Origin of the sequence: Pseudoalteromonas sp. APAL1 (assembly GCF_021532475.1) — a bacterium.
Lineage (GTDB): Bacteria > Pseudomonadota > Gammaproteobacteria > Enterobacterales > Alteromonadaceae > Pseudoalteromonas > Pseudoalteromonas lipolytica_C.
In genome coordinates this window covers 12061-38439 of record NZ_JAKGAW010000031.1, presented here as the reverse complement: position 1 = coordinate 38439, position 26379 = coordinate 12061, and the positions used below count along the sequence as shown (strand labels likewise).

Here is a 26379-nt window from a genome sequence, read left to right as displayed (position 1 = left end):
TTATTCGGCATTGCCAATGTAGAGAGTGATATATGCTAAATCCATTTGATATCGTAATTTTTGGGGGCGGTGGTGATCTTGCGTTACGCAAATTGCTTCCTGCAATGTATCGCGCTTATCAAGAAGGTAATTTACCTCAAGGTTCGCGCATCCTTCCTACGGTACGTGACCAAAACAAATGCAAAGAATATATCGAGACGGCTCATAAAGCTTTGCAAGAATTTTTAGGTAAAGGCGAATACAACGCAAAAGACTGGAAAGCGTTTGCATCTTACTTAGTTCCTGTTGTTTCAAACGTTACTGAAGCCGATGATGACTGGGATAAGCTAAGAGATATTTTAAATGAACACGATGCTGACAAGTCTCGTGTTTTTTACCTTTCATTACCACCTGCAGTATACGGTAGCTGCTGTGAAATTTTATCTTCAAAAGGGTTAATCACAGAAACATCACGTGTAGTGGTTGAAAAGCCAATTGGTTACTGTGGTGAGTCAGCAGAAGCAATCAATGCGAAAATTGCTGAATACTTTAATGAAGAACAGATTTTCCGTATTGACCATTACTTAGGTAAAGAAACAGTACAAAACTTAATGGCACTGCGTTTTTCAAACTCACTGTTTGAAAATCTTTGGGATGCTAAGTCAATCGATAACATCCAAATCAGCTTATCAGAAACAGTGGGCCTAGAAAGTCGTGCTGGTTTTTACGACAAAGCTGGTGCATTACGTGATATGGTGCAAAACCACTTGCTGCAGTTACTTTGCTTAGTAGCAATGGAATCACCAAATAAATTAAACGCAAACAGCATCCGTACTGAAAAATTAAAAGTGCTTGAGTCGTTACGTCCGTTAGTGGCTGAAGATGTTGATGCGAACATCGTACGTGGTCAGTACGTGCCAGGTAACTTAGACGGTAAAATCGTCCCTGGTTACTTAGAAGAATTAAACGAAGGTGCTAGTAAAACTGAAACATTCGTTGCTATTCGTGCGCATATTGATAATTGGCGTTGGGCTGGTGTGCCTTTCTATCTTCGTACTGGTAAGCGTATGAAAAAGCGTTGTGCTGAAATTGTTGTTGAATACAAAAAGGTTTCACACAATGTTTATACAGACAACGTAGGCAATATTGAGCCAAACCGTCTCGTTATTCGTCTGCAACCTGAAGAAACAATTCAATTAACATTGATGTCTAAGCGTCTTGATAACCTTGAGATGCAGTTAGAGCCAGTAACAATGAACATTGAGTTATCTCAGGCTTATAGTAATGGTTTCCATTCAGATGCTTATAAGCGCTTAATGTTAGATGCTGCGGCAAATAATCCATCACTGTTTATTCACCGTGATGAAGTGCGCCAAGCTTGGAAATGGATTGATCCAATTATTGAGCGCTGGCAAGAAAAAGGCGCCCCTTCGTTATACCGAGCAGGTACTTGGGGACCGGACGATGCTGATGAATTGTTAGAAGAAAACAATCATGTATGGTTTAACACAGGCGATAAGGCGTAATTAAGATGGCAACAATTGTTGAAAAATTCTTTGCAAACAAAGACGAATTAACAGCTGAGCTTTCTTCAAGCCTTGAACAAAGCCTTGTTGCTGGTATTAAAGAAGATGGTCGCGCGGTACTGATGGTATCGGGTGGCTCATCGCCGGCACCAGCTTATAAGCATTTATCAAACCTTGAACTTGACTGGGCAAACATTGATGTAGCTATGGTTGATGAGCGTTGGGTTGATGCTGATCATGAAAAAAGTAATGAAGCATTTATCAAAAGCACGCTGTTACAAAACCATGGCGCTGCAGCTAATTTCGTAACGATGAAAAATGACGCATTAACGGCTCAAAATGGTGTAGCAGATTGTGAAGCTGCCTATAAAGCATTAAAGCGTCCTTTTGACGTGACTATTTTAGGTATGGGTCCTGATGGTCACACAGCATCACTTTTCCCACACGCCGAAGGCCTTGAACATGGCTTAGCCACAGATGATTTAGTGTGTGCAATTAACGCCATTGAAAGTGATGTAACTGGCAAGATCACTGAGCGTATGACGCTAACGTTATCTGCAATCGCAGATTCTAAAGTTGTTAAGCTATTAATTAGCGGTGAAGAAAAACTTGCAGTATATAAACAGGCTAAAGAGGGCGGTGCAGTTGCTGACATGCCTTTGCGTGCAGTATTAAACCACCCACACATCAATATTGAAGTTTATTGGGCACCTTAATCGCCTAATCAAACCAACTTATCTAAAGCGAGCTTAGGCTCGCTTTTTTGTTGTTAAATATTCACTTTAAACAAACCATTTCGTATCAACGCACTTTCTTAAAATAGCGCCATAAAGTGTTAGACAAGTACAAAATGGCCCTATATAATCAAAAATGACAACGCTGTCATTGTTATTGATTGTTATTCTCAAACCCCTTTAGCTTACTCTGCCCAGAAAAAGTTAAAAATAAATTGTACATGACAGAGTGCTTTTAGAAACAAGCTAGTTTCTTAAGCTAATCAACTGTTAGATAACAGTTTTTATATAACTTTTAGTTATGGTTAATAGTTGTACAGTGGCAACTTAAGCTTACAAAATTACACGTTATTTTTAGCTGTTTTCAAAAACTCATCCTTTTGGTCTTTTCATCTGTAATATCACTCATGCTATATTTGCGCCGTTTATTTGTAACAATTCTTAAAAACTCAATATTAAATATTAGTTATATCAATTACTTGATTATTTCGTTGTAAATTTTTTGCACAAATTAACCAAAAAGATGTAGCACAAATGTAATTTAGAGTGTATGGTTTGTTACTAGATGACAGCGTTGTCATCATCACTGGGCAGAAGTGATATAAAAAACCAACAAAATGATTCAAGGGGAATCCTGTGTTAGCTAAAAATTTTAAGAAAAGCTTATTAGCAGTTAATATCGGCCTCGTAATGAGTGCTGGGTTCACTGGCGCTGCATACGCAGCAGAAGAAACTAAAGTTCAAGAAGATGTTGAAGTAATTGAAGTTCGCGGTATTCGCCGTTCACTTGAAGCTTCAATGAATACTAAGCGCTTTGCTGACAGCGTTGTCGACGCTGTTTCTGCAGAAGACATTGGTAAATTTCCTGATGGCGATGTAGGTGAAGCACTTGGTCGTATTTCAGGTGTTGCAGTTAACCGTCAATTCGGTCAAGGTCAGCAAGTGTCTATTCGTGGTGCTTCAAGCCAATTAACTCGCACACTTTTAAACGGTCAAACTGTTGCATCAACAGGTTGGTATGACCAACAATCAATCGACCGTAGTTTCAACTACACACTTTTACCACCTGAATTAGTTGGTGAAATCCAAGTTTATAAATCTTCTCAAGCTGACGTTGTAGAAGGTGGTGTAGGTGGTACTGTTATTGTTAACACTCGTAAGCCTCTTGATCTTGACGCTGGTACGACTTTCTTAAGTGTAAAAGGCGATTACGGCACAATCTCTGAAGAAACAGACCCTCAAGTTTCTGGCTTATTTAGCTGGAAAAATGACGAGGAAACATTCGGTGTTTTAGGTTCGGTATCTTGGGCTGAAACAAACTACCAACGTAACGGTATCGAATCACTGATTGGTTGGGGTGATATTGTTCCTACTACGTTCCAACAGGAGCGTGAGCGAACAGCATTAAATGCAACTTTCCAGTATCGTCCTACAGAAAACCTAGAGCTAGGTTTAAACATTATGAGCCTTGAGTTAGATGCAAACAATGCAAATACCTCAAACTTTGTAATGTTCCCTGACGACAAAGAAGCAGCTTGTGAGCAAACAAATGCATCAGGTACATGTACTTTCTACCGTCGTACGGGCGAAGGCGCAAACCCAGGTTGGGTTCAAACTTGGGCTCGTATTGCAAGCATGACATCTGATACAGCTGATTTTAGCCTTAAATACGAAGGTGAAAACTTCACTCTAAAAGGTCGTTTTGGTACAACTGAATCAGAAGGTGGTACAGACCTAACTGCAAACTACGGTAACTTCATCGGTGTTCCATCTGATTACGCAGGTACTTATGATGCAACGGGCGATGTGATCAAAATTGATATCAATAACAAATACTTTGAAGCATCAGACTTTGCAGGTCCATTATCTCCAGCTGGTTGGGCACTTAAAAAGCAACCTAATACAGATGAAGAAACTTACGCACAGTTAGACCTTTCTTTCCCTGTAGATTTTGGTGCTATCACAGCAATCAAAACAGGTTTCCGTTGGGCTGACCATGAAGTAAAACAAGAGACTTACTCAACTACTTTAGTTGATACATTACCAAGTGGTGATGGTGAGACTTACTACTCAGGTACTATGTCATCAGGTGCTGGTTTTACTTTACCTGAGCCAGACTTTGACAAGATGGTAACTGATGCACGTGCTGCAATTGCAAGTTTCGATAACGATTCAGCTGTATACCGTTCAGGCTACGGTACAATCGAAGAAGAAAACTTCGCAGTTTACGCAATGGCTGAGTTCTCTGCAGAATCTATCCGCGGTAACTTCGGCTTACGTTATATCTCTACAGATGCAGAATCAGATTACTACGGTTTTGCAAATGGTGAGTACGAAAGCTCACTAAGCACAGATAAAGCGAGCTACAACGACGTATTACCTAGCATAAATATCGCTTTCGATTTAGCTGAAGATGTAATTTTACGTACCTCTGCAGCACAAGTTATTGCACGTCCCAACTACACAGATATGTTCTCTGCATCATCTTTTGCAGGTTACGCTGATGGTACAGCAAATAACGAAGTACTAACTAAAGGGAACGTAGGCCTTAACCCATTCAAAGCAACTCAAGCTGATTTAGGTATCGAGTGGTACTTTGATGGTGACGGTATGGTAAGTGCAACTTACTTCTTCAAAGACATCACATCATTTGTTACTTCAAGCCAAATCTTGAATCAACAAATCGGTGTTGTAGACCCAGATACTCAAGGTGATAACTGGACGCTATCTACTAAGCTTAATGCAAGTGGTGGCCAAATCGAAGGTATCGAGCTACAAATTCAAGATGGCTTTGATAGTGGCTTTGGTTACTCAGCAAACTACACATTCGTAGATGCACCATCAGAAGCTGAAAACTATCCAGATATGATCCCATTATTCTCAGATTCGTCTAAGCATACTGTGAACTTAGTGGGTTACTATGAAACAGATACTTACTCAGCACGTTTAGCTTATAACTGGCGTTCAGAGTACATGATCCGTGAGCTTCCAGGTTTCTATGGTAACCGTGAGCACCAATCATACGGTACACTTGATTTCAGTGCTAACTACAGCGTAACTGATAACATTGACGTAACGTTTGAAGCTGTTAACTTAACTGAAGAAGATAGCGTACAAATCGGTGTTGCTCCTGCTGATGCAGAAGTAGTTCCAGAGCTTCGTAACGGCTATCCAGCATGGAGCTTTGAAGGTGAAGCACGCTACAAGCTAGGTGTATCACTACGTTTCTAATTTGATTTAGATAACGAAATTAAGAAAGTCCAGCTTGTACTGGGCTTTTTTGTGAGTGATACCAATCCGCAATAATACTTAGTCATTTTGAGGGATTAAACCTGTCGCTACCTGCGTTAAAAATTTCTGATTTACGACTGCATGGATGCAGAAGGTAGAGCAATGCAGGAGCAATTGCCGAGCACAACTAAATAACGAAATTTTTGCCTTGTTATCAACGAGGTTTTATTGCCTCAAAATAGACCATTTAATTAAGCGGATTGGTATAAAAAGTGAGCGAGTAAAAATGATAAAAAAAATCGCAATTGTTGGTGGCGGAACAGCAGGTTGGTTAGCTGCTAACCATTTGGGGCATGCGCTTTTACATAGTGGCATTGAGATCACGTTAATCGAGTCACCAAATATTGCCAGCATAGGTGTCGGTGAAGGAACTGTTCCTTCGATGCGCAACTCATTGCAAAAGTTTGGTATCAGTGAAAGTGACTTTATCAATGAATGTGATGTAACTTTTAAGCAGTCAATCAAGTTTGTAAATTGGCTAGATAAACACAAACATGGTGCTAACTTTTACCATCATTTATTTGATCATCCACATATTTTTGGTGAGCAATTAACGCAGCAGTGGCTTGCTGACGGTAACGGCAATGACTACGCTGAATTTGTTTCTAAGCAGCATGTGTGCTGTGAAACTAATCTAGCGCCAAAAACAATCGCAACACCGCAATATGCCGGTATCAACGGTTATGCTTATCATTTTGACGCTAAAAAGTTTGCTTCATTCTTAGGAAGTCATGCCACGCAACATTTTTCCGTAAAACATCTTTTTGCTGAAATTAAAGATATAACCTGTGATCAGCAAGGCTTTATTACACATCTAATTGACTCAGAAGGTAACGCCTTAGAGTTTGACTTTATTATTGATTGTTCTGGTTTTTCGGCTGCCTTTATCGGGCAAAAACTAGGGATCGGTTTTGTCGATAAATCAGATAGCTTATTAACCGACACCGCAATCACCTTGCAAGTGCCTACACAAAGTGATGATGAAATACCGCCTTATACTATCGCCACAGCACACCAAGCTGGCTGGATCTGGGATATTGCGCTTACAGAGCGAAGAGGAGTGGGGTTTGTTTATTCATCTAAGTATATGAGCGATGAGCAAGCTCACGAAAAATTACATCGTTACTTAGGTAATAAATTTGAGCATTTAACGCCAAGAAAAATCCCGATGAAAGTAGGGCACAGAGAAAAAATGTGGCACAAAAACTGTGTTGCTATAGGGTTATCGCAAGGCTTTGTTGAGCCACTCGAAGCCACAGCTATTTTAATTGCGGACTTTTCTGCAGGGTTATTAGCTAAACGTTTTCCGCGCAGCCGCGATGACATTAAATTAGTTGCTGATGATTACAATCAGCACGTGAATTATGTATGGCAGCAAACCTTTGATTTTATAAAGATGCATTACTGTATTTCGGATAGAACAGATTCGGCCTTTTGGCGTGATAACAAGAAAACCGACCAGCTATCAGAAAAACTAAAAAATAACCTAGCACGTTGGCAGCGCTTTACACCGGTACGAGAAGACTTTGCCAGTAAGTTCGATTTATTCGACTTAGAAAACTACTTATATGTACTGTTTGGTATGCATTATGTACCAGTCAAGCAGCAATCTAAGCAGAACGACAATCAACACGTTGCTGAATTTAAACAGCAGCGCGTCAAGCAGTTATTAAATGAGCTACCTAAGCACAGAGAGCTGCTAGATAAAATAAAGAAATTTGGCTTACAGAAAAACTAGTTTTCATTAACTGAGCTGGCTAAAAACCATTAGCCAGTTCAGTTAATTCTAAAAAATGAGGAGATAGATAAACGGCTGTTGTTAATATCATTGTTGTACTTTTTGTTATTAAAAAGAGCTGCGCTATGCAGTAGGTTGCTCTTATAAATTACTAACCTATTTACCTTTGCTTCAATATTCACCACTTTTTCAAAGAGCTCTGTTGTTTCATTTAAATAGCCCTGATGAGTTGCGCTGTGCTTTTTAGTATCAGCAATCATTTTATGTACGCTATTTTGATTATCAGCTGTCACTTTAATGATGTTGTCAGGGCGGTATTTGTAAATGCCCGTACCACCCCATTCTTTAGCAGATAAATAATGCACTGCTGCAAATGTTTTATCGTCCGTCGAGTCAATATGTGGCATACGCTGTAAGGTATTTAGTTCGTCCGCATTTTGTGTAACTAATGAAAGCTTGCAGCGGTGAAGATATAAATTATTTTCACCGCTTGTAATTATCCCTTGCTCTAAAAGCTCATTAATTAACTGCTCAAAAGCACGATAGTAAGGCGCTGGCATTTCATCACGCTTGCCGGGGTAGAGCGTTCCATCACTACCGAAAGGCTGGAAATAAGCTGTTTCTGTAGCAAATTGATAAATAGGCTCAAGGCTGTGTAAAAAGTCATCAATAATAATGACAGTTTCATTAATTTCAGCAATGAAAACGCTGCTTATTTTATAGTCTTTATTTAAATGATAGCCTTCCATTGTTTGCCTCATTATTTCCATAATTGTTGAATATACTAACAAAAATAGTGGCTTATGCGTGATAATATTTACTTGTTTATAGTTTGTTTTTTCATCATTTGGGATTGATTGGTAAGGTGGGTAGTTTTGTTAATCTATAATGTACAAACTGCCACAAAATTTTCACTTCCTTTTTGTTGCCAAAACCTATAGGCTTTGGGCACTAACAGCAAAAACATATTATAAAATTAATGGAGCAGTATCATGGCGGAGCAACAAGTACAGCCTTTACATAACGAAAAACATGCCAACACTAAAATCCAAAATGGCATCAATATCGAGTTTATGAAAACTCAGCACTTAGTACCTGTGGTTGCACACGAATTTGCACGCATCGCAAATGAATTCCCAATGGCATTTGTTAAAAACAACGAATCAGGTCAATTCCAAGCAGTTGCGTTATTTGGTCTAGAGCCAGGCGAAAACCTTTTCATCCAAGATGGCAAATGGACTGCGGCATTTGCTCCAATGGCAATGACTCGTTATCCACTTGGTCTTGTTAAGCACCCAGAAGCTGATCAATTTGGTATCGTAATTGACGAAGCAAGCCCATTAGTAAGTGAAGAAGCGGGTAACGCACTTTTCGAAAACGGTGAAGAGACCGATTATCTTAAGCGTCGTAAAGAAGCACTTGTTTCTTACATTGAGTTTTCGCAAGTAACAGAAGCATTTACTAAATTCTTAGCAGACAAAGAATTATTAGTAGCGCAAACGCTAACAGTAGAAATTAAAGGTGAGAAAAAAGACATCAACGGTATCTACCTTGTTGATGAGAAAAAACTTAACTCACTAAGCGATGAAGAGTTCTTAGAACTTCGTAAACGTGGCTACCTAGCACCTATCTACTCTTTCTTAACGTCTACTCACCAAGTAGCTCGTTTAGCACGTTTAAAAGCAGCGCAAGCTTAATTTTAAACTGCTGAAAAAAGCGCCATTAGGCGCTTTTTTTGTTTCTTTCATCGGTTAAAGCTTGAAATACAGCGCTGAATTATTCACATTGGGCTTACAAACTAAAATAAATATAAGTGCCCTTATGCTAAAAACATTACTTACCTCAGCTATTGCGCTTAGCGCATTATCATTTAGTACCCTAAGCCACAGTAGTGATCAACCTTTTGCTATCGCTATTCATGGTGGTGCAGGCACCATAGAAAAGAGTCGCTTCACACCAGAACAAGAAAAAGCCTATCGTGAAAAACTAAAAGAAGCCGTTGAAACCGGCTATGCGGTACTCGAAAAGGGCGGCGAGAGCTTAGATGCCATCACTGCGGCAATTAATGTGCTTGAGAACTCACCGTATTTCAACGCAGGTCGCGGTGCTGTGTATACTTATGATGGTGCTCATGAGCTTGACGCATCAATTATGGATGGCCGTACACGTCAAGCAGGTGCTGTTGCAGGGGTTAAACATATTGAAAACCCTATTAATCTGGCACGCCTAGTGATGGAAAAATCAGTGCATGTCATGCTCAGCGGTCAAGGTGCCGAAGAGTTTGCAAAAACCCAAGGTATGCCGCTGGTTGAAAACAATCTATTCGATACAGATCATCGCTACAAGGCATTATTAAAAGCCAAAGAAAAACTCGATAAACAAAAAGTAACTAGCAAAGACTACCAAGCAGCACATAAAGCCCTGCCTGTTAATTACAAAATGGGCACCGTTGGTGCAGTTGCACTTGATAAAAACGGCAATATTGCTGCAGGTACTTCAACAGGTGGTATGACTGCAAAACGCTTTGGCCGTGTGGGCGATTCACCCGTGATTGGTGCAGGTACGTTTGCTGAAAATGAATCATGTGCAGTATCTGCGACAGGGCATGGTGAGTATTTTATTCGCTACAATGTGGCAGCTGATATTTGTGCTCGCGTAAAATACCAAGGTAAAACCATTGTTGAAGCGGGTAACGAAGTGATCCACGATGTATTAATGCCTATAGGTGGCACAGGCGGTGTGATCATCATTGATGCTAAAGGGAACATCAGCTTGCCGTTTAACACCGCTGGTATGTATCGTGCGAGTAAATCAAATACATCACCAACGTATGTGGGGATTTTTAAAGACGAGTAATGAATCTTCAGACAATAATAAACCGAGTTGAACTCGGTTTTTTATTGTCACCAACGTTATTGGCGATTAATTTTCACCTTGAAGGGAGTTTCATCTTGATTAGTTGAGCGATAAGGGTTGATATCTAAACCGCCACGGCGTGTGTAACGCGCATATACTTCTAACTCTTCGAGGTTTAACTGCTGCATTAAATCGCAGTAGATACGCTCTACACATTGCTCATGAAATTCGTTATGAGTACGAAACGAAATTAAATATTTTAATAAGGCTTCATGGCAAATAGCTTGGCCTTTATAACGAATAATCACACTCGCCCAATCAGGCTGTGAAGTGATCAAACAGTTCGATTTTAGTAAATGGCTGTGTAAGGTTTCTGAGACAACCTCATCACCATTATGGCGAAGTGAGCTGGCATCAATATCATAGCTGGTGATTTCGATATCAAGATCATCAATACACTCACCCGGTAACGCTGTAAAAGGTAAACAGTTGAAATCGTCTGCTTGGTATAATGTAACTAACACCTGTGCATTTACCGCATCTGATAAGTCTTTGCTAAGCGCTTGATGTACGTCTTCTAGCGTCTCAAAGCGTGTCTGATTAAAGCTATTCAGATACAACTTGAATGACTTAGACTCAATGATGTGACTGCTTTGGCAAGGAAATACAAAAGTAGCCACAGCGACCATTGGCTTACCCTTGCTATTTAGCCACGATAATTCATAGCCAGTCCAAATATCTTGGCCTTTAAACGGTAAGTTATTTTCGCTAACACCTAAAGCATCACGGTTTAGTTTGCGGGCAATAGGAAACAACAAACTTGGCGTATAGGTATCAACATATTCTGTGCTTTTACCAAGAACACTGTCTTTTAGTTCGGGTGAGTTGCTGTAATCTGTCATCTTTACACTTTTGTAGTTACAATGTTGGCATTATACCTAAAGCCAATGAGTTTCGCAGTATGTCTGTTTCTATAAAACTAGATAAGTTACATCAAGCATTTAGTGAAAAATGCCTAGAACGCACAGGAAAACTTCCTGTTATTGAACATGATACAGCATGGCCAAGTCCCTGTGAGCAGGGCGAAGTTGATGAGCAGGGGCTTATTCAGTGGCGTCCAGTCCCACAACAACCTGCCGGCAGTTTAGATGACCTAGCCAAGGCGCTCGAGTTATCTTTTCCTGAAGACTTAACCCCCTTATTTGGTCATCTTTATGCGGGTAACTTGTTAATGAATGTTGATGATCATCACATTGAATTGCTACAAGCATGGAATGAAGATGATTTTAGCCGCTTACAGCAAAATATTACGGGTCACGTACTGATGAAGCGTAAGTTAAAGCAGCCAGAAACCGTGTTTATAGGCCTAACAGAGCAAGATGATCTGCTTATTACTGTATTAGTCGAAAGCGGTGAGGTTTGCTTAGAGTACGTGGGTAAAAAACCGCATCATGTATTAGCAAATAGCATCAGTGAGTTTTTAGACAAAGTAACGGTATAAACTTAATAAGTAAAAAGGGGCGATTGCCCCTTTCGGGTATCTGGTTATTGCCCCTTTCGGGTATCTGGTTATTGCCTATATTTGGTTATTGAAAGTCCCACGAGATATTCGAAACAATCCCACAAGGCTCACAACGAAAATCAAATAAGCCAAACCATGGTTCAGGTAATTTCCACTCGCCATCGCAACTTGGGCAGCGACGTTTAAGCTCTGACTCTTTATCAACGCCACCAACACGGTATAAATAGTAATAAACCGGCTTCTTGGTTAGAAAGCTAATACGCTTAGTGATATCGCGACCACGGCGATATAAGTCACTATTGATGCTAGTTAGCTCTTCAAGCGCAGGAAATTCACAACGGGTTGCACCATTGATCTGAATTTGATCGCACGCTTGCCAGTCTTCTTGCCATTTTATTAGTGTTTTATAATCGCCATTGGCAATGGCCGGAATGCGAAATAACGGCACAGGTAAAAAGTCATCACCACAATAGAGCGGGCTACAGGTATGCACATACGTAGTGTATAAAATATAGCACGACGGATCATGACACATGTCAGCGCCATTTGAGTGAATATCTTGGCCGACCACTTTAACTTTTGGTGCAAGTAAGCCCGCGGTGTGTAATTGCTCAATACTGTGCTTTACAAACGGACTATGATTGAGCGGATGCATCGCATCTTCGGTCGGGCACATCACACGGGTAATGAAAAATCCATCTTTTAAAACCGTTGGAAATTCATCACCAATGATTTGGCCGTTAAAACGAAGTGCATTAACTAGGCGGTTTATTGCCTGCTCAGCAAGCTCTAGGGTAGTATCTTGGTAGCAATCAAAAGTCAGATCGACAACAAACATTATTTTTTCTCAAGCAGTGCTAATAACCTGTCTAATTTAGCTTCAATACGGTCCAATTGACTTTCTTTTGGTGTACTCAGTTGTTCATTTGACGGGTTATTGATGAAGTTATTAATTGAATCCGGATTGTTTTTATATTGGCTAACCGCGGCGATGATCACAGGCATCGGCATAGGTTGTGTTAGCTTACTTTTAGTTAAGGCAACTGTTGGGGTTTTACCTTCGTCAAGAAGGGTTTTAATTGCATCAAATACAACGGCATTCATTTTTGTATAAACTCTTTAATAAAGACTAATACCAACTCGTAAAATTACATAATGAAATAAACGAGCAAGCATAAAAAACATCACAGTGTATGGCTGCGATGCGCGTGTATGGTAGCAATAATAGAGGTGTTGTGAAATTACTTTCCTTATTTGTGGCCGAAAAGCAGATGCAATTTAGGCCACAAATAAGCATTCATGTTTTTATTGACGCAGTCGCGCGTCTAATTCATCAATCACCTCACTCCAAGCCCCATCTTCAGCTAGCGATTCAGCTAAAAAATGCTGCTGAGATTCATCCCAGAATGGAGCATCCTGTAAGAGGGTGGTATCTGACAGTTGATGCGATGCTATGAAAGCATCTATTTCACTTTCTTTGCTTGGTAAACCAAGTTGTGCAAATAAGGTCGAAATGTCATGTTTTGTCGTATCCATAGTTCTGCTCCTTGTGTATGGCGATATTTATTACTGCTTGAACTTAATGATGATGAACCGCAGTTTAACTTACGCTGAATTTGTCTTTAATCGCTGTTAGGTATATACCTTATAGTCTAGTACGAAAATAATAAAACAAATAAAAGGATGAGTATTTTGACAGTTGCTGAACCCGAAACCTTAAGTGTGCAATACCTTAGTGCTGAAGACATCAGCACTGCCGCAAGCCTTATTTATCAAGCCTATCATGACGACCCTGTTCTTCAGAATGTACTAGGGTTTCAACAAGATAACCCAAGTAAATATGAAACTAAATTACGTGCTTTGGTACGTGAAGAGCTAGCAAGTTTCTGGCAAGAAAAACAGCCATTAATAGGCCTTTACTCGCAAAGTAGATTAAAAGCGATTGCCTGTGTATTTGATTCTGCAAGTGAACTACAAGCTGAACGATATTGGCATTGGCGCTTAAAATTAATGCTCAGTGCGGGTTATTTGCAGACTAATCAGCTTATAGAAAAAGAGCGAACTATCCGTGAAGCGCTTTCGAGCAAGGGCCATTATTTGTTTTTAGCCTTCATTGCCGTTGATCCACATTTTCAGGGGCAAGGTTTCGGCAGATATCTGCTACGAGGTCTTGATGATTTAGTTGAGTCAAGCAGTCAAACAAGTGGTTTAGCAGTATTTGTTACTCGCCCTGAGCAGCGCGAATTCTTTAGTTCTGAAGGGTTTGAGGTATTCAAAGCCCTAAGCTTTAACCAAGTCGAAGGAGACTTAATGTTTAAAGCAGTAAATTGACGAAAGGACGTTTTGGAAATAGCAATGTGAGATAAGTCTCACATTGCTGTGCGCTTTGTCAGTTTAATGCCTTTAAATCTGTACCCAAAAAAGCTTATTCTAATGATTTTAAACGATTTATTATTTTTTGCATTTTTGTGACTAAGAAAAAATTCATTTTTATGCCTATCAAGATTTCCTCTTTTCTCTAAACTTAATCATGTCAAGAAGACACAGGTTCAATGATTGAACTGATGCCAAGGATTAGGATTATGGCAACAAAGCAAGATGCTTAGCAGGAAGCAAAGGGACAAGTGCTAGGGAAGCAAGGAAGAACAAGGACACTGCCAGGATGCAGTACGATCGCGGAGCGATTGAAAAGGACTGACCAAAGGATGATTTAGCAGGAAGCTAAAGGAGCGTTTGGAAAACGAAGTGGATAGCCATTGATGGCAAGAGGACGGCACTAGGATGTGTTAAATGTTACAAGATGTAGCATGGTGGGTGTATCGGATGTATACCCGTTCAGGGGATAGATAAAAAGGCAGCTTCGGCATAAGTACGGATACTTAATCATGGAAGTAGCAAGATTGGGGCGTGGCTAATAGCTACGCCTTAGTTCTTTCTGGGGGTTGTACTTCTCGCACCAACAATTACTTTGTAAAACTCGCAACTCGCAACTCGCAACTCGCAACTCGCAACTCGCAACTCGCAACTCGCAACTCGCAACTCGCAACTTAAATTTTGTGCGGCGGTATTACTACGCTTTTAAGTAATTCATTTTCCATGATCAAAACGCCTTGATACACGCTTTGCCCATCACTTGAAAACTCAAAAATAAACTCGCTTTTAATACCAGGTTTACCGCTTTTTAAAATACCCACTCTGCGTTTATTGCAAGCAACACTCATCAATTGCACATTCAATTGCTCAATTTGTCTTTGTGCATGAAGGTTAGCTGCTTCGGCTACTTTTCTGTTTAACCAAAAAAAGTAGATGATGCTGCCAATGATGATGAGTGTCCACAAGCCTGCCATTTACGAGAATAACCTTCCAATTGCGCGAGCGAGTGTTTCGCTTCGATTTTCTTTTCTTAATAAACCTAGTAGGTGAGGGCGAATACTAGGAATTGCAACTAAATCGGTGAAAATACTCACAAACAGTTGTTCAATCTCAGTATGGTGCGCACAGCAATCCATAAACACATGTAAGCGTTCTGGGTCTTCAAGGGTGCTAAAACAACGCCCTGCAATCGTTAATAGTACATCCGACTGGGTGTTCATATCAGAGCGCAATACAGCATCAACCAGTTGCGCAGTTAAACCTTGCGCTGGTGTTTTTGATAAGCTTCTAAGAGCTGCAACAAGGGCGATGTCGTCTTTTTGCTCTATCGCATTTAAACCATAGGCTAACAATTGCTCTGCAAATACGGGTTCGATTGCCACATGCTCAAGCATTGCACTCAGCGGCTGTAATACTTCGACTGGTAATTGCCCCCAAGCGGCTTGTAGATTTGCTAAATTGGTGTCGTTATCTAAACGCATCGCAAAGTCAGCAATACCTTGTACTGCAACACTTTGCCAATTATCAAAACCCAGTTTGCCTGAAAAATACAGCTGAGCATATTCGTAATACTGTGAAGCACTTTGCTTAAGTAAACATTTAACCTGCGCATTAAATGCTGCTAGCTTGTTAGCGTTTGGCGTAAATACATACGGGTTGTTATCAAGTTTGCCTTCGGCATTTTCGCCGGTAATTTCTGTACCAAGTGCTTCAATAACCATATTAGCGAAATGGTCGCGGCTTGCGCTAACAAGACGGCTTTGCTCATCAAGTGGGAATTTTAAAAACCATACATAAGGTTCTTTAGACGCTTTTACATCCCAAAATTGAATAGCAAGCCAAGCATGACCAGCAAGCGGGTATGGGTAAGGGATTTTTGTTTCTTCAATGGCAAGAAATTGTTTTTTGTCTAATTTCGTGATGTGTCTGCCAATATCGAAGGCACGCCAAGTGGTACCTGCTGCATCCAGAAGTTGCCCTAGTGTGGCGATCTGCTCAGTCATAAAATCTCAATTACCGTTATTAATCTATATCAGCCGCGAATTATACGCCATACCATGGCGCCTTGGAACAGGGTATACTAGGGTCTGTTTACCTTCCCTAAGTAAAAAGGTATTAAGAGTTTTACAATGCATCAACAGACTTTGGCGCTGCTGCGCGAATTAGAATCCACATTACAACGCCATTCACTATGGCAAACAACACCGATTGACCCAAGTGCACTCAATTCTAGTGTACCGTTTTGCCACGACACTATGGCTTTTGAGCAATGGCTGCAATTTGTTTTTCTTGAAAAAATGCACGCCCTCGTAGCACATGCTCAGCCTTTACCCCGTAATTTTGCAATTGCGCCTATGGCTGAAATGATGCTGGCACAACACAGTGGCGGAAATGATGTGATTACCGTTTTACAAAAACTCGATCAACTTTTAAGTGATAACTAACATGCAAGAGATTGTTAAGCCACAATTTGACGAGTTAACGATTCTGTACCGCGATGAAAATTACATCGCGATTGATAAACCGTCAGGTTTATTGGTTCACCGTTCGTTCTTAGATAAACACGAAACCCAATTTGCAATGCAAATGCTGCGTGACCAAATTGGTCAACACGTGTTTCCTGTACATCGTTTAGATAGACCAACCTCAGGCGTATTATTGTTTGCGTTAAGCTCAGAAGCAGCCCGTGACATGAACCAGATATTTATTGATGGGCAAATTGAAAAACGTTACTTGGCTTTAGTAAGAGGCTTTTTAAACGAATCAATCTTCTTAGATAAACCTTTAAAAGAAGAGCTTGATAAAATTGCCGATAAGTTTGCTGATCAAGATAAAGCGCCGCAAGAAGCACAAACGCAATTTCATTGCCTGCACCAAGCAAGCCTACCTATTCCAATTGGTAAGTACCCAACAGTTCGTTACTCGCTGGTGGAGTGTTTTCCAAAAACTGGCCGCAAACATCAAATTCGTCGTCATTTAAAACATTTATCATTGCCTATTATTGGTGATGTAAATCATGGTGATAATCAGCATAATCAATTTTTTAGAGAGCATTTTCAGCTTCGTCGTTTAATGTTATTTGCCTCTGAATTAAAGTTTGTGCACCCTTATAGCAAGCAACCAATAACAATTAGAGCGCCATTAGGCGATGCAATGTTAACTATTTGCCAGCAACTTGGCTGGCCAACAGAAGAAAAGGATTATTATGGCAACCATTAGTATTTTTGTCGGCAGTGTCTACGGCGGTGCTGAGCGTTTAAGCGAACAAGTTATTGAAGTTATTGAAAAGTCAGAGCATCAAGCGCAATTAGTTGAAAATGGCACGGTTGATGACATGCTGGCTGCGTCACATATTTTGGTGATCACATCAACAACGGGTCAGGGTGATATTCCTGATAACTTAGTTGCTTTATATAGCCAATTAAACGATCAATTCCCTATGTTAACAGGTAAGCAATACGGCATTATTGCTATGGGCGACCGCAGTTATGGCGATACGTTTTGTGGTGCAGGTCGCAGCTTTGATGAGCTATTTCGCGATTTACAGGCAAAACCTGTCGGTCATCGTTTAGAAATTGATGCCTGCGAAGATTTTGAGCCTTGGCCTGTTACTGAGCCATGGTTAAATGAATGGCTGACGAAAATTAGTTAATGACTCTTATTAGCTAGTGTCTCTTAAAAAGTGCTGATTGAATAAGCAATTGGCACTTTCCCCTTGGTTTTTCGAGTACAGAATCATTATACCCAAGCCACCTCAAGATGCAGAATTCAGCGTTTCACAGGCACTTAATATCAAGGCGTTACTTTGCAAGAATGGCATTCCCTTTTAAGAAGTAACAACGATGAGAGTAAGTGCCTGTGAAACGCCCAAAGGGTTGGTTTAAAAGCGATTTATACTGCGTTATTGATTTTAACAATAGAACCACTATTACTTGCAATCAATGCCTTGCCTAAATCGCTTTTAATTCCAACTGAAACTCGCATCTTGAGGTGGCTTGGGTATATAATGCTTTTCTCTCACTTAAGGAGCACACATGTTAAAAAGAAGACGCAAGACACATAAGTTCAAGCGTAATGTTATTTACTCAACAGCGACACGCCGTCGTATCATGCTGCGTAATACACACAAAAAAGTTATTTGGCGTCGCCGCTTATTTGCGATGCAGTTAATGGAAGCTCAAGTTCCTGCAACGCCGGTTGTATAACTAGGCGTTGCGAGCTGCCAGCTTAGCCGCCTTTTTCTCTTCTCTACGACGCTTAAAAAACTTAGATATCACCGCCCCACACTGCTCACTCATAACTTCACCGGTTACTTCAACTTGATGATTAAGCCTTGGTTCTTGTAATAGATTCATAATAGAACCCGCAGAGCCCGTCTTGGCATCTTTAGCACCGTATACGAGTCGCTTGATGCGGCTATGAACCAATAGTCCTGCACACATCGAACACGGCTCGAGGGTTACATACAAGGTGCAATCTATTAGGCGATAGTTATTAAGTACTTTGCCTGCTTCGCGGATTGCCATCATTTCTGCGTGAGCGGATGGGTCGTTATCGGTAATTGAGCGGTTATAGCCAAAAGCTATTAGTTGATTGTCTTTTACGAGCACAGCACCCACCGGAATTTCATTAATCGCTGCCGCTTCATTGGCAAAGCTCAATGCTTTTTCCATCCAATACTGGTCGCTAAATTGTTCGCTCATATATCACACAAATCTTGTAAAACTGTGAGTAATTATACCTAGTTAGTGAAAAATGTCGGCAATAAATACTGCTACACTTAAAAATTAACGCAAAATTTAGTGGCTTTTTCATGGCTCAACAGCCTCATATTGCGCTATAATCTCGCGCTTTTTTTATTTAGCTTACAACACGGGTAGCAAATGAAATTTCCTGGACGCCGCAGGCATAAACATTATTTTCCGGTGGAAGCCAAAGATCCACTGACGAATCAACTTAACTCAACCGAACGACTACAACGTAGTTATATTACGGGTATCGACCAAATTGTGGTGGATATTGAAGCGAAAGTTGATCAAGCTTTCCTAGATGAATTTCAATTGCGCCGTGGCATGTCGCAAGTAATCGATAGCGATATTACCAATGCGTTATACGACAGACTGAAACTCGACAACATGATCGACTATGAGTTTGCCGGCGGTACAGTAGGTAACACCATGCACAACTACTCAACACTAGCTGACGACCGTTCAGTGTTATTAGGGGTCATGAGTGAAAACATAAAAATTGGTAGCTATGCATACCGCTTTTTATGTAATACCTCTAGCCGTGTTGATCTTGATTATCTTCAGCCTGTAGACGGCCCAATTGGTCGCTGCTTTACCTTGATTGACGAAACAGGTGAACGTACCTTTGCGATCAGCGCTGGACTTATGAATCATCTTCGCCCTGAATCTATCGATCAAGAACTTATTGAGAACTCTTCAGCACTGGTGATCAGCGCATACCTAATGCGTACGCAAGGTGATGAAACCATGACAGAAGCCACCATGCAGGCAGTAAAATATGCCAATGATGCAGGCGTACCTGTGGTTTTAACCCTTGGAACTAAGTTCTTAATTGAACAAGACCCTACCTGGTGGGCTGATTTCGTTAAAGAACATGTTGATATTCTTGCGATGAACGAAGAAGAAGGGCTTGCTATTACTGGCTTTGAAGACCCACTTCTGGCTGCCGACAAAGCGCTAGACTGGACAGACTTAGTTATTTGCACTGCCGGCGAAAAAGGCTTATTTATGGCAGGTTATGTAGACGATTCATTCAAGCGTGAAACTGAATATCCACTATTACCGGGTGCGATTGCTGACTTTAACCGCTATGAATTTTCGCGCGCAATGCGTAAAGACGATTGCCAAAACCCTATTCGTGCTTATAGCCACACAGCACCATTTATGGGTGGCCCAGACAGCATTAAAAACACCAATGGTGCAGGCGATTGCGCTCTTGCTGCGGTATTACATGACTTATCAGCAAACGTTTACCACAAACTTAATGTGGCAAACTCAGCGAAGCATCAGCAACCTGCAATGACTTACTCATCACTTGCACAAATTAGTAAATACGCTAACCGTGCAAGTTATGAAGTACTTGTTCAGCACTCTCCACGTTTATCGCGTGGTTTACCTGAACGTGAAGATTGTTTAGAGCAAGTTTACTGGGATCAGTAACCGCTTTTAGAAAATCGAAATATCCAGTTTCTGGGATAAACGCTCAAGAGCGGCTATCCCAGCTACTGAGTTACCATACGAATTAAGCCTTGGCGCCCAAACAGCCACAGTAAATTGATTCGGTAACACAGCTAATATAGTACCCGATACCCCTGATTTACCCGGCATACCAACACGGTAGCCAAAATCTCCCGCAGCATCGTACAAACCACTGGTAAACAGTAACGAGTTTAACTGCTTATTTTGTCTGGCGCTGAGCACTTTATTGCCGCTGGCATCTTTACCTTGATTCGCTAAGTAATTGTAAGCTTTTGCTAATTCTACGCAGTTAAGTTCAATGGCACAGAAGTTAAAGTAGGCCCATAACACATCATCAACCTCATTATTAAAGTTGCCAAATGATTTCATTAAATGCGCCATGGCGGCATTACGGTGACGAAATTCATATTCAGAATTTGCCACTTTCTTATCTATAACAACCTGAGGATTCCCTGATAACTGACGAAATGACTCAAGCATTGAATGCATCGGTGCTGATAAACGACTATATAAAGCATCACAGGTGACAATAGCACCGGCGTTAATAAATGGGTTGCGTGGTATACCCTGTTCAAATTCAAGCTGTGTTAGTGAGTTAAAGGCAGTACCTGAAGGCTCTTTTCCGACTCGTTGCCACAGCTCATCACCATAACGCTGAAGTGCTAAGGTTAAGGTCATTACTTTAGAAACAGATTGAATAGTAAAACGTGCACCACAATCACCCGCACAGTAGGTTTTCCCATCCACGGTATGAATCGCAATAGCGAACTGGTTTGGCTCAACCTCTGCAAGTGCAGGGATATAATCAGCAACCTTACCTTGACTCAGTAATGGCTGAACTTCTTTTGTGATTTCATCTAATACATGTTGATAATCAATCTGTGACATACCGCGTCCTTAAAACAAAAAGCCCCGCATTTGCGAGGCTTTGTAGTCTACTAAAGATGGTTTGCTATAGCGATTGCTATTAGCTCATTGCTGATTGCAGTTTTTTCATCGCTGTTTTTTCTAGCTGGCGAACACGCTCTGCTGAAACGTTATATTTCTCAGCAAGTTCTTGCAGTGTTGCTTTGTCATCAGCTAACCAACGTGCACTTACGATGTCTTGTGAGCGTTCATCAAGGGTTTTTAACGCACTGAATAAACGAGCATGAGATTGCTCTTGCCATTGCTGCTCTTCGATATCGTCAGCAAGGTCAGCACTGCCATCTGTTAAATATTGTACTGGCGAGTATGTGCTTGTCGGTGCGTCGTCATTGTCGTCGCCCGTTAAGTCAAAGCCCATATCTTGGCCACTCATACGTGATTCCATCTCACGTACTTCTTTTTCGCTTACACCTAGCTCATTAGCAACAGTGCTAACCTCAGCTTGGTTAAACCAACCTAAACGCTTTTTGTTTTTACGTAGGTTGAAGAATAATTTACGTTGCGCTTTTGTTGTTGCAACTTTCACGATACGCCAGTTTTTCAGTACGTACTCATGAATTTCAGCTTTAATCCAATGTACTGCGAATGAGACTAAGCGAACACCTACACTTGGGTCGAAACGTTTTACCGCTTTCATCAGACCGATGTTACCTTCCTGAATTAAATCAGCTTGCGGTAAGCCATAACCTGAATAGCTTTTCGCAATATGAGCAACAAAGCGTAGATGCGACATAATGAGTTGCTTCGCAGCTTCAAGATCACCTTCTTCCTGAAGACGTGTCGCCAACTGCTTTTCTTTCTCTGCATCAAGCATAGGAATAGTGCTAACCGCTTGAAGGTAGCCGTCCATACTTGCGCTCTGTTGACCTGCAGTAAGTGCCATTGCGTATAAATCTTTACTCATTTTTCACCTCAGTGATAAACATTTGAAACCATCTTAGCACTCTTTAAGCGAGAGTGCTAACTTGAATTAAAAACTTTTTTAAAGTTCAAATCAAGTGGTTTTTTTAAGATAATTTTATTTTACTTTAAGGCGCTGAATAAGCGATGAATTCTAGCTTTTTAGGCGATTTGAAAGGTAAATAGAGTATCCCTTCAAAACCTAAATAAACAGCATAACGGCTAAATATGACAAATTAACGACAGTAAAAAGCGCTAAAATTATAGCGCTCAATACGACTAGCTAAACTTTATCAGGTTCTATTTCTTTTATATAACGGTTTACAGATAAGTAAGAACCAACAAATCCTAATCCAGTTGCAAGAGCAACTAAAATAGCAAACTCAGCCAAAGTTAATCCGATTAAATCAAAGCTTGTTTCATATACGCCAGCCACTTCACTCACCGCAGCTCCCAGCCACCACATCATTAAAGCAACACAAATAAAAGAGAACAAACCACCAATAATGCCGTACCAAATCCCTGTCCATAAAAATGGCGCATGAATAAAGGTGTTTGTTGCGCCAACTAATTTCATCACTTGAATTTCATCTTTCTTATCCATAATTGATAAACGGATAGTGTTACCGATGATCAAAGTGACGGAAGTTAATAGTAGTAGAGCAATGGTAATAACGCTTTCTTTTAATAAACTTAAAAGTGCATTTAAGCGTTCAAGCCAAGCAATATCGAGCTTACCAAAATCAACTTCTCTTTCGGCTTCCAGCTTTTGCAGTAATTGCTTGGCTGTATTCGGCTGACGGTATCGTGCTGTAGGCGTAACAATCACAACATCTGGCAACGGATTAGCGTCTAAATACTCAAGAGCTTGACCAAACCCTGATACTTGTTTGAATTCAGTGAGGGCATCACCTTTTGAGATAAACTCCACTTTATCAACTTCTGGGTAGAGTGCTAAACGCTTAACTAAAGTTTGCGTTTGTTGCTCTGTCATAGTTTCTTTAACAAACAATGAGATCTCTGCTGCATCTTCAAAGCCACTGCTTACTTGTGAGACATTTTTGACTACTAAATAAAGTGTCGCAGGGAGCGTTAAACTTAACCCCAATACCGCAATGGTCATTAACGAGGCAAGAGGCGTTCGCCACATTTCACCCAAACTGTGAATACCTTGACGAATAAGGTTAAGAATAAAGAAGTACGGCGCTGCTAAAAGTGATTTTTTTTGGCGCTCATTTTGGCTAGGCCGGCTTTTAAATAATAAACTCATAGTGCCCCCTCAGCTAACGGGTCTTCAATCATACGACCATCTTTGAGCGTTAAACTGCGATAGCGCATGCGTGCAATAAGACCTATATCGTGAGTCGCAATAAGCACTGTAGTACCGTGGTTATTAAAATCTTCAAACAAACGCAGAATATCCATAGAAAGCTCAGGATCTAAGTTACCCGTTGGCTCATCGGCAAGTAGAATCGGGGGGGAGTTGACGATTGCTCTGGCTATACCAACACGTTGTTGCTCACCACCCGATAGTGTCGCAGGATTACATTTGGCTTTATCAAGTAAGCCCACTTTATCAAGCGCACCATTTACTCGTTTTGCAATTTGTTTATGATGCGTCCCTTCGATTATTAAAGGCAAAGCAACATTATCAAACACAGAGTAACGTTCTAATAAGCGGTGATTCTGAAAGATGATCCCTATATCGCGGCGCACATAAGGTATTTGCCGCGATTTAACAGCGTTTAAGTCTACACCATTAATAAGTACCTGCCCTGCCGATGGTCGCTCCATCAAACTTATGAGCTTTAGCAAAGTACTTTTACCTGCGCCACTGTGACCCGTTAAAAAGGCTAACTCGCCAGGCTTTATATGAAAACTAACTTTCTCAAGGGCACGGTGGCCACCTGGATATGTTTTACTGACTTGCTGAAAATTTATCATTTTAATTATCAATCATCTTGCAGCGAAAAAGGGAGCACGCTCCCTTTTAATTAATTATGCATCGTCCTCATCTTGGCTGAATAGTGCATCAATGAAGTCATTACTATTAAATGTACGTAAATCATCAATACTCTCACCAACACCAATGTAACGAATTGGAATATTAAATTTATCTGCAACAGCGAAGATCACACCACCTTTAGCTGTACCATCAAGCTTAGATAAGGTGATCCCAGTTAAACCAACACATTCATTAAATAGTTTAACTTGGCTAATTGCATTTTGCCCTGTGCCAGCATCAATAGTTAACATGACTTCATGTGGCGCATCTGGGTCGATTTTTTTCATTACACGAGCAATTTTTTCAAGCTCTTGCATTAAGTTGTCTTTATTTTGCAAGCGCCCTGCTGTATCGGCGATTAACACATCAATGTTACGTGCTTTTGCAGCTTGAAATGCATCAAATACCACTGACGCACTGTCTGCACCTGTGTGCTGGGCAATAACCGGAATGCTATTACGCTCGCCCCACACTTGTAGCTGCTCAACCGCTGCAGCTCGGAAAGTATCACCAGCTGCAAGCATCACTGACTTACCTTCGTTTTGGAACTGCTTAGCTAATTTACCAATTGTGGTGGTTTTACCAACACCATTTACACCTACCATTAAGATAACAAATGGTTTTTTGTCACTAGGAATAACCAGCGGCTGCTCAGCCGTTTTGAGCATGCTTGCCATTTCTTGCTTCATCAGCTCGTAAAGCGCATCACCGTCTTTTAATTGCTTTCGGTCTGCTGCATCAGTTAGGTTATCAATCAACTTCATTGTTGTATCAACACCTAAATCAGCAGTCAGTAATTGTGTTTCTAGTTCTTCAAATAACTCATCATCTATTTTCTTACCACTAAAAATAGACGCAAAGCCTGAACCTATATTAACGCGAGTTTTTAATAGGCCTTTTTTAAGGCGTGCGAAGAAACCTTCTTTCTTTGGTTTTTCAGCCGCAGCTTGAGCAGCTTTTTCTTTCTCTAAACGTTCCGCCTCTGCTTGTTCTTCAGCGATTCGTTGTTGTTCTAAACGTTCCGCCTCTGCTTGTTCTGCAGCAATTCGTTGTTGTTCTAAACGTTCCGCCTCTGCTTGTTCTGCAGCAATTCGTTGTTGTTCTAAACGTTCCGCCTCTGCCTTTTCGGCAGCGATACGCTCTTGTTCTAAACGCTCTGCTTGTGCTTTTTCGGCAGCTATACGTTCTTGTTCTAGGCGCTCCGCCTCTGCCTTTTCGGCAGCAACACGCTCTTGTTCTAAGCGTTCTGCCTCAGCCTTTTCGGCAGCAATACGCTCTTGCTCTAAAAGTTCAGCCTCTGCCTTTTCAGCAGCGATGCGCTGTTGTTCTAAGCGCTCCGCCTCTGCCTTTTCGGCAGCAACACGCTCTTGTTCTAAACGTTCAGCCTCAGCCTTTTCGGCAGCAGAACGCTCTTGTTCTAAGCGTTCTGCCTCAGCCTTTTCGGCAGCTATACGTTCTTGTTCTAGGCGCTCCGCCTCTGCCTTTTCGGCAGCGATACGCTGTTGTTCTAAGCGCTCCGCCTCTGCCTTTTCGGCAGCAATACGCTCTTGCTCTAAACGCTCTGCTTGTGCTTTTTCAGCAGCGATGCGCTCTTGCTCTAAACGTTCAGCTTGTGCTTTTTCGGCAGCAATACGCTCTTGCTCTAAACGCTCTGCTTGTACTTTTTCAGCAGCAATGCGCTCTTGCTCTAAACGTTCAGCATCGCGTTTTTCTGCTGCGAGTTGCTCAGCTTCACGCTGCGCCTGTTCTGCTGCAGCACGTTCTTGCTCTAATTTCATTGCTGCTTCTTGCTCAGCAAGACGAGCTTGTTGTTCTTGGCGTTGTTGTTCTGCCGCTTGCTGCTCTTGAGCTAAACGTTCCGCCTCTGCTTTTTCAGCAGCGATGCGCTCTTGCTCTAAACGTTCAGCCTCTGCTTTTTCAGCAGCGATGCGCTCTTGTTCTAAGCGTTCCGCCTCGGCCTTTTCGGCAGCAATACGCTCTTGCTCTAAACGTTCAGCCTCAGCCTTTTCGGCAGCAATACGCTCTTGCTCTAAACGTTCAGCCTCAGCCTTTTCAGCAGCGATGCGCTCTTGTTCTAAGCGTTCAGCTTCTGCTTTTTCAGCAGCGATGCGCTGTTGTTCTTCTAATTGCTTCTGGTTATCAGCCTCAGTCGCTGTTTGCTCTGCTTTTTGTTTTTCTGATTTGCCAAAACCAAACCAAGACAAGAATTTACTTTTTTTTGCCATACTTGCTAATAACCACTTATAAAAATCTGATAAACTTACATGAATAATAGTTTGGTGGTAGTCCAGCTAATTTAGC

26 protein-coding genes are annotated in these 26379 nt (G+C 41.1%); 13 read left to right on the top strand and 13 right to left on the bottom strand.

Annotated features, from left to right (window positions below):
• Window positions 1–32 precede the first annotated feature (32 nt).
• The 4 genes from zwf to L1264_RS14860 all read left to right on the top strand — a co-directional run bounded on the left by zwf (window position 33) and on the right by L1264_RS14860 (window position 7268).
• Complete coding sequence (zwf, locus tag L1264_RS14875) at window positions 33–1505, top strand: glucose-6-phosphate dehydrogenase (RefSeq protein WP_135925485.1); 1473 nt, start codon at window positions 33–35, stop codon at window positions 1503–1505.
• 5 nt (window positions 1506–1510) lie between these two features.
• Complete coding sequence (pgl, locus tag L1264_RS14870) at window positions 1511–2221, top strand: 6-phosphogluconolactonase (protein ID WP_135925482.1); 711 nt, start codon at window positions 1511–1513, stop codon at window positions 2219–2221.
• Window positions 2222–2929: 708 nt separating this feature from the next.
• On the top strand, window positions 2930–5470 hold the full coding sequence (locus L1264_RS14865) for a TonB-dependent receptor (RefSeq protein WP_206769186.1): 2541 nt from the start codon (window positions 2930–2932) through the stop codon (window positions 5468–5470).
• A gap of 286 nt (window positions 5471–5756) precedes the next feature.
• Window positions 5757–7268, top strand: a complete 1512-nt coding sequence (locus tag L1264_RS14860; RefSeq protein ID WP_235404176.1) for a tryptophan halogenase family protein — start codon at window positions 5757–5759, stop codon at window positions 7266–7268.
• A 38-nt stretch (window positions 7269–7306) separates the two neighbouring features.
• Here L1264_RS14860 and L1264_RS14855 read toward each other — a convergent pair whose 3' ends face one another.
• On the bottom strand, window positions 7307–8017 hold the full coding sequence (locus L1264_RS14855) for a DUF6445 family protein (RefSeq protein WP_199527383.1): 711 nt from the start codon (window positions 8015–8017) through the stop codon (window positions 7307–7309).
• A gap of 243 nt (window positions 8018–8260) precedes the next feature.
• On the opposite strand from L1264_RS14855, the gene L1264_RS14850 reads away from it, so the two are divergent.
• Together L1264_RS14850 and L1264_RS14845 are read left to right on the top strand one after the other, a co-directional pair.
• Window positions 8261–8965 (top strand): SapC family protein, encoded by a 705-nt coding sequence (locus tag L1264_RS14850; protein ID WP_135925472.1) that lies wholly within the window; start codon window positions 8261–8263, stop codon window positions 8963–8965.
• A 124-nt stretch (window positions 8966–9089) separates the two neighbouring features.
• Window positions 9090–10124, top strand: a complete 1035-nt coding sequence (locus tag L1264_RS14845; RefSeq protein ID WP_135925470.1) for an isoaspartyl peptidase/L-asparaginase family protein — start codon at window positions 9090–9092, stop codon at window positions 10122–10124.
• A gap of 56 nt (window positions 10125–10180) precedes the next feature.
• On the opposite strand, the gene queF is transcribed toward L1264_RS14845, so the two are convergent.
• On the bottom strand, window positions 10181–11026 hold the full coding sequence (gene queF / locus L1264_RS14840) for an NADPH-dependent 7-cyano-7-deazaguanine reductase QueF (RefSeq protein ID WP_235404174.1): 846 nt from the start codon (window positions 11024–11026) through the stop codon (window positions 10181–10183).
• A gap of 59 nt (window positions 11027–11085) precedes the next feature.
• On the opposite strand from queF, the gene syd reads away from it, so the two are divergent.
• Window positions 11086–11625, top strand: coding sequence for a SecY-interacting protein (gene syd / locus L1264_RS14835; protein ID WP_235404172.1), 540 nt, complete (start codon window positions 11086–11088; stop codon window positions 11623–11625).
• 85 nt (window positions 11626–11710) lie between these two features.
• Here syd and L1264_RS14830 read toward each other — a convergent pair whose 3' ends face one another.
• From L1264_RS14830 to L1264_RS14820, 3 genes are all read right to left on the bottom strand, one after another.
• Complete coding sequence (locus L1264_RS14830) at window positions 11711–12484, bottom strand: Zn-ribbon-containing protein (protein WP_135925464.1); 774 nt, start codon at window positions 12482–12484, stop codon at window positions 11711–11713.
• Window positions 12484–12750 carry a hypothetical protein gene (locus tag L1264_RS14825; protein WP_054553723.1) on the bottom strand — a complete coding sequence of 89 codons (267 nt, stop codon included), beginning with the start codon at window positions 12748–12750 and terminating at the stop codon, window positions 12484–12486. Before L1264_RS14825 ends, L1264_RS14830 begins: the two co-directional genes overlap by 1 nt.
• 201 nt (window positions 12751–12951) lie before the next feature.
• Window positions 12952–13182 carry a DUF2789 domain-containing protein gene (locus L1264_RS14820; protein WP_135925461.1) on the bottom strand — a complete coding sequence of 77 codons (231 nt, stop codon included), beginning with the start codon at window positions 13180–13182 and terminating at the stop codon, window positions 12952–12954.
• A gap of 147 nt (window positions 13183–13329) precedes the next feature.
• Between L1264_RS14820 and L1264_RS14815 the strand changes: the two genes are divergently transcribed.
• Window positions 13330–13977: a GNAT family N-acetyltransferase gene (locus L1264_RS14815; RefSeq protein WP_135925458.1), complete on the top strand. Its 648-nt coding sequence runs from the start codon at window positions 13330–13332 to the stop codon at window positions 13975–13977.
• 716 nt (window positions 13978–14693) lie between these two features.
• Here L1264_RS14815 and L1264_RS14810 read toward each other — a convergent pair.
• Both L1264_RS14810 and L1264_RS14805 read right to left on the bottom strand, forming a co-directional pair.
• Window positions 14694–14993, bottom strand: coding sequence for a DUF3301 domain-containing protein (locus L1264_RS14810; protein WP_063706982.1), 300 nt, complete (start codon window positions 14991–14993; stop codon window positions 14694–14696).
• Entirely contained in the window at window positions 14994–16022 is a 1029-nt protein-coding gene (locus tag L1264_RS14805; protein WP_135925456.1) for a DUF3549 family protein, read from the bottom strand.
• A 126-nt stretch (window positions 16023–16148) separates the two neighbouring features.
• On the opposite strand from L1264_RS14805, the gene L1264_RS14800 reads away from it, so the two are divergent.
• The 4 genes from L1264_RS14800 to L1264_RS14785 all read left to right on the top strand — a co-directional run bounded on the left by L1264_RS14800 (window position 16149) and on the right by L1264_RS14785 (window position 18224).
• Window positions 16149–16463 (top strand): YqcC family protein, encoded by a 315-nt coding sequence (locus L1264_RS14800; protein WP_199527381.1) that lies wholly within the window; start codon window positions 16149–16151, stop codon window positions 16461–16463.
• 1 nt (window position 16464) lies between these two features.
• On the top strand, window positions 16465–17238 hold the full coding sequence (truC, locus tag L1264_RS14795; RefSeq protein ID WP_199527380.1) for a tRNA pseudouridine(65) synthase TruC: 774 nt from the start codon (window positions 16465–16467) through the stop codon (window positions 17236–17238).
• Complete coding sequence (locus tag L1264_RS14790) at window positions 17225–17671, top strand: flavodoxin (protein ID WP_130051870.1); 447 nt, start codon at window positions 17225–17227, stop codon at window positions 17669–17671. Before truC ends, L1264_RS14790 begins: the two co-directional genes overlap by 14 nt.
• Window positions 17672–18053: 382 nt before the next feature.
• Window positions 18054–18224 carry a hypothetical protein gene (locus tag L1264_RS14785; RefSeq protein WP_167658517.1) on the top strand — a complete coding sequence of 57 codons (171 nt, stop codon included), beginning with the start codon at window positions 18054–18056 and terminating at the stop codon, window positions 18222–18224.
• Here L1264_RS14785 and tadA read toward each other — a convergent pair whose 3' ends face one another.
• On the bottom strand, window positions 18225–18722 hold the full coding sequence (tadA, locus tag L1264_RS14780) for a tRNA adenosine(34) deaminase TadA (RefSeq protein ID WP_135926095.1): 498 nt from the start codon (window positions 18720–18722) through the stop codon (window positions 18225–18227). It lies immediately after the preceding gene.
• Window positions 18723–18902: 180 nt separating this feature from the next.
• On the opposite strand from tadA, the gene L1264_RS14775 reads away from it, so the two are divergent.
• Window positions 18903–20207, top strand: a complete 1305-nt coding sequence (locus L1264_RS14775) for an inosine/guanosine kinase (protein ID WP_135926096.1) — start codon at window positions 18903–18905, stop codon at window positions 20205–20207.
• A 6-nt stretch (window positions 20208–20213) separates the two neighbouring features.
• Here the strand turns inward: L1264_RS14775 and glsB are convergent, their stop codons facing one another.
• From glsB to ftsY, 5 genes are all read right to left on the bottom strand, one after another.
• A complete protein-coding gene (gene glsB / locus L1264_RS14770) occupies window positions 20214–21134 on the bottom strand; it encodes a glutaminase B (RefSeq protein ID WP_199527376.1) in 921 nt (306 codons plus the stop codon).
• Between the two features lie 79 nt (window positions 21135–21213).
• Complete coding sequence (gene rpoH, locus L1264_RS14765; protein WP_054551048.1) at window positions 21214–22077, bottom strand: RNA polymerase sigma factor RpoH; 864 nt, start codon at window positions 22075–22077, stop codon at window positions 21214–21216.
• Between the two features lie 279 nt (window positions 22078–22356).
• The gene (gene ftsX, locus L1264_RS14760; RefSeq protein WP_135926098.1) at window positions 22357–23343 is read right to left on the bottom strand and encodes a permease-like cell division protein FtsX; all 987 of its coding nucleotides are present in this window, start codon (window positions 23341–23343) and stop codon (window positions 22357–22359) included.
• A complete protein-coding gene (gene ftsE, locus L1264_RS14755; protein WP_135926099.1) occupies window positions 23340–24017 on the bottom strand; it encodes a cell division ATP-binding protein FtsE in 678 nt (225 codons plus the stop codon). Before ftsE ends, ftsX begins: the two co-directional genes overlap by 4 nt.
• A gap of 54 nt (window positions 24018–24071) precedes the next feature.
• Window positions 24072–26303, bottom strand: a complete 2232-nt coding sequence (ftsY, locus tag L1264_RS14750) for a signal recognition particle-docking protein FtsY (RefSeq protein ID WP_199527375.1) — start codon at window positions 26301–26303, stop codon at window positions 24072–24074.
• Window positions 26304–26379: the final 76 nt, after the last annotated feature.

Excerpts from the sequence above, each read along its gene's own strand:
- rpoH (WP_054551048.1), bottom strand. The coding sequence starts at position 22,077 with ATGAGTAAAGATTTATACGCAATGGCACTTACTGCAGGTCAACAGAGC.
- glsB (WP_199527376.1), bottom strand. The coding sequence starts at position 21,134 with ATGTCACAGATTGATTATCAACATGTATTAGATGAAATCACAAAAGAA.
- L1264_RS14785 (WP_167658517.1), top strand. The coding sequence starts at position 18,054 with ATGTTAAAAAGAAGACGCAAGACACATAAGTTCAAGCGTAATGTTATT.
- L1264_RS14845 (WP_135925470.1), top strand. The coding sequence starts at position 9,090 with ATGCTAAAAACATTACTTACCTCAGCTATTGCGCTTAGCGCATTATCA.
- zwf (WP_135925485.1), top strand. The coding sequence starts at position 33 with ATGCTAAATCCATTTGATATCGTAATTTTTGGGGGCGGTGGTGATCTT.
- L1264_RS14860 (WP_235404176.1), top strand. The coding sequence starts at position 5,757 with ATGATAAAAAAAATCGCAATTGTTGGTGGCGGAACAGCAGGTTGGTTA.
- ftsY (WP_199527375.1), bottom strand. The coding sequence starts at position 26,303 with ATGGCAAAAAAAAGTAAATTCTTGTCTTGGTTTGGTTTTGGCAAATCA.
- L1264_RS14855 (WP_199527383.1), bottom strand. The coding sequence starts at position 8,017 with ATGGAAGGCTATCATTTAAATAAAGACTATAAAATAAGCAGCGTTTTC.
- ftsE (WP_135926099.1), bottom strand. The coding sequence starts at position 24,017 with ATGATAAATTTTCAGCAAGTCAGTAAAACATATCCAGGTGGCCACCGT.
- L1264_RS14865 (WP_206769186.1), top strand. The coding sequence starts at position 2,930 with ATGAGTGCTGGGTTCACTGGCGCTGCATACGCAGCAGAAGAAACTAAA.
- ftsX (WP_135926098.1), bottom strand. The coding sequence starts at position 23,343 with ATGAGTTTATTATTTAAAAGCCGGCCTAGCCAAAATGAGCGCCAAAAA.
- L1264_RS14810 (WP_063706982.1), bottom strand. The coding sequence starts at position 14,993 with ATGGCAGGCTTGTGGACACTCATCATCATTGGCAGCATCATCTACTTT.
- L1264_RS14815 (WP_135925458.1), top strand. The coding sequence starts at position 13,330 with ATGAGTATTTTGACAGTTGCTGAACCCGAAACCTTAAGTGTGCAATAC.
- L1264_RS14775 (WP_135926096.1), top strand. The coding sequence starts at position 18,903 with ATGAAATTTCCTGGACGCCGCAGGCATAAACATTATTTTCCGGTGGAA.
- L1264_RS14830 (WP_135925464.1), bottom strand. The coding sequence starts at position 12,484 with ATGTTTGTTGTCGATCTGACTTTTGATTGCTACCAAGATACTACCCTA.
- L1264_RS14790 (WP_130051870.1), top strand. The coding sequence starts at position 17,225 with ATGGCAACCATTAGTATTTTTGTCGGCAGTGTCTACGGCGGTGCTGAG.
- truC (WP_199527380.1), top strand. The coding sequence starts at position 16,465 with ATGCAAGAGATTGTTAAGCCACAATTTGACGAGTTAACGATTCTGTAC.
- L1264_RS14805 (WP_135925456.1), bottom strand. The coding sequence starts at position 16,022 with ATGACTGAGCAGATCGCCACACTAGGGCAACTTCTGGATGCAGCAGGT.
- queF (WP_235404174.1), bottom strand. The coding sequence starts at position 11,026 with ATGACAGATTACAGCAACTCACCCGAACTAAAAGACAGTGTTCTTGGT.
- L1264_RS14820 (WP_135925461.1), bottom strand. The coding sequence starts at position 13,182 with ATGGATACGACAAAACATGACATTTCGACCTTATTTGCACAACTTGGT.
- L1264_RS14825 (WP_054553723.1), bottom strand. The coding sequence starts at position 12,750 with ATGAATGCCGTTGTATTTGATGCAATTAAAACCCTTCTTGACGAAGGT.
- L1264_RS14800 (WP_199527381.1), top strand. The coding sequence starts at position 16,149 with ATGCATCAACAGACTTTGGCGCTGCTGCGCGAATTAGAATCCACATTA.
- tadA (WP_135926095.1), bottom strand. The coding sequence starts at position 18,722 with ATGAGCGAACAATTTAGCGACCAGTATTGGATGGAAAAAGCATTGAGC.
- L1264_RS14850 (WP_135925472.1), top strand. The coding sequence starts at position 8,261 with ATGGCGGAGCAACAAGTACAGCCTTTACATAACGAAAAACATGCCAAC.
- pgl (WP_135925482.1), top strand. The coding sequence starts at position 1,511 with ATGGCAACAATTGTTGAAAAATTCTTTGCAAACAAAGACGAATTAACA.
- syd (WP_235404172.1), top strand. The coding sequence starts at position 11,086 with ATGTCTGTTTCTATAAAACTAGATAAGTTACATCAAGCATTTAGTGAA.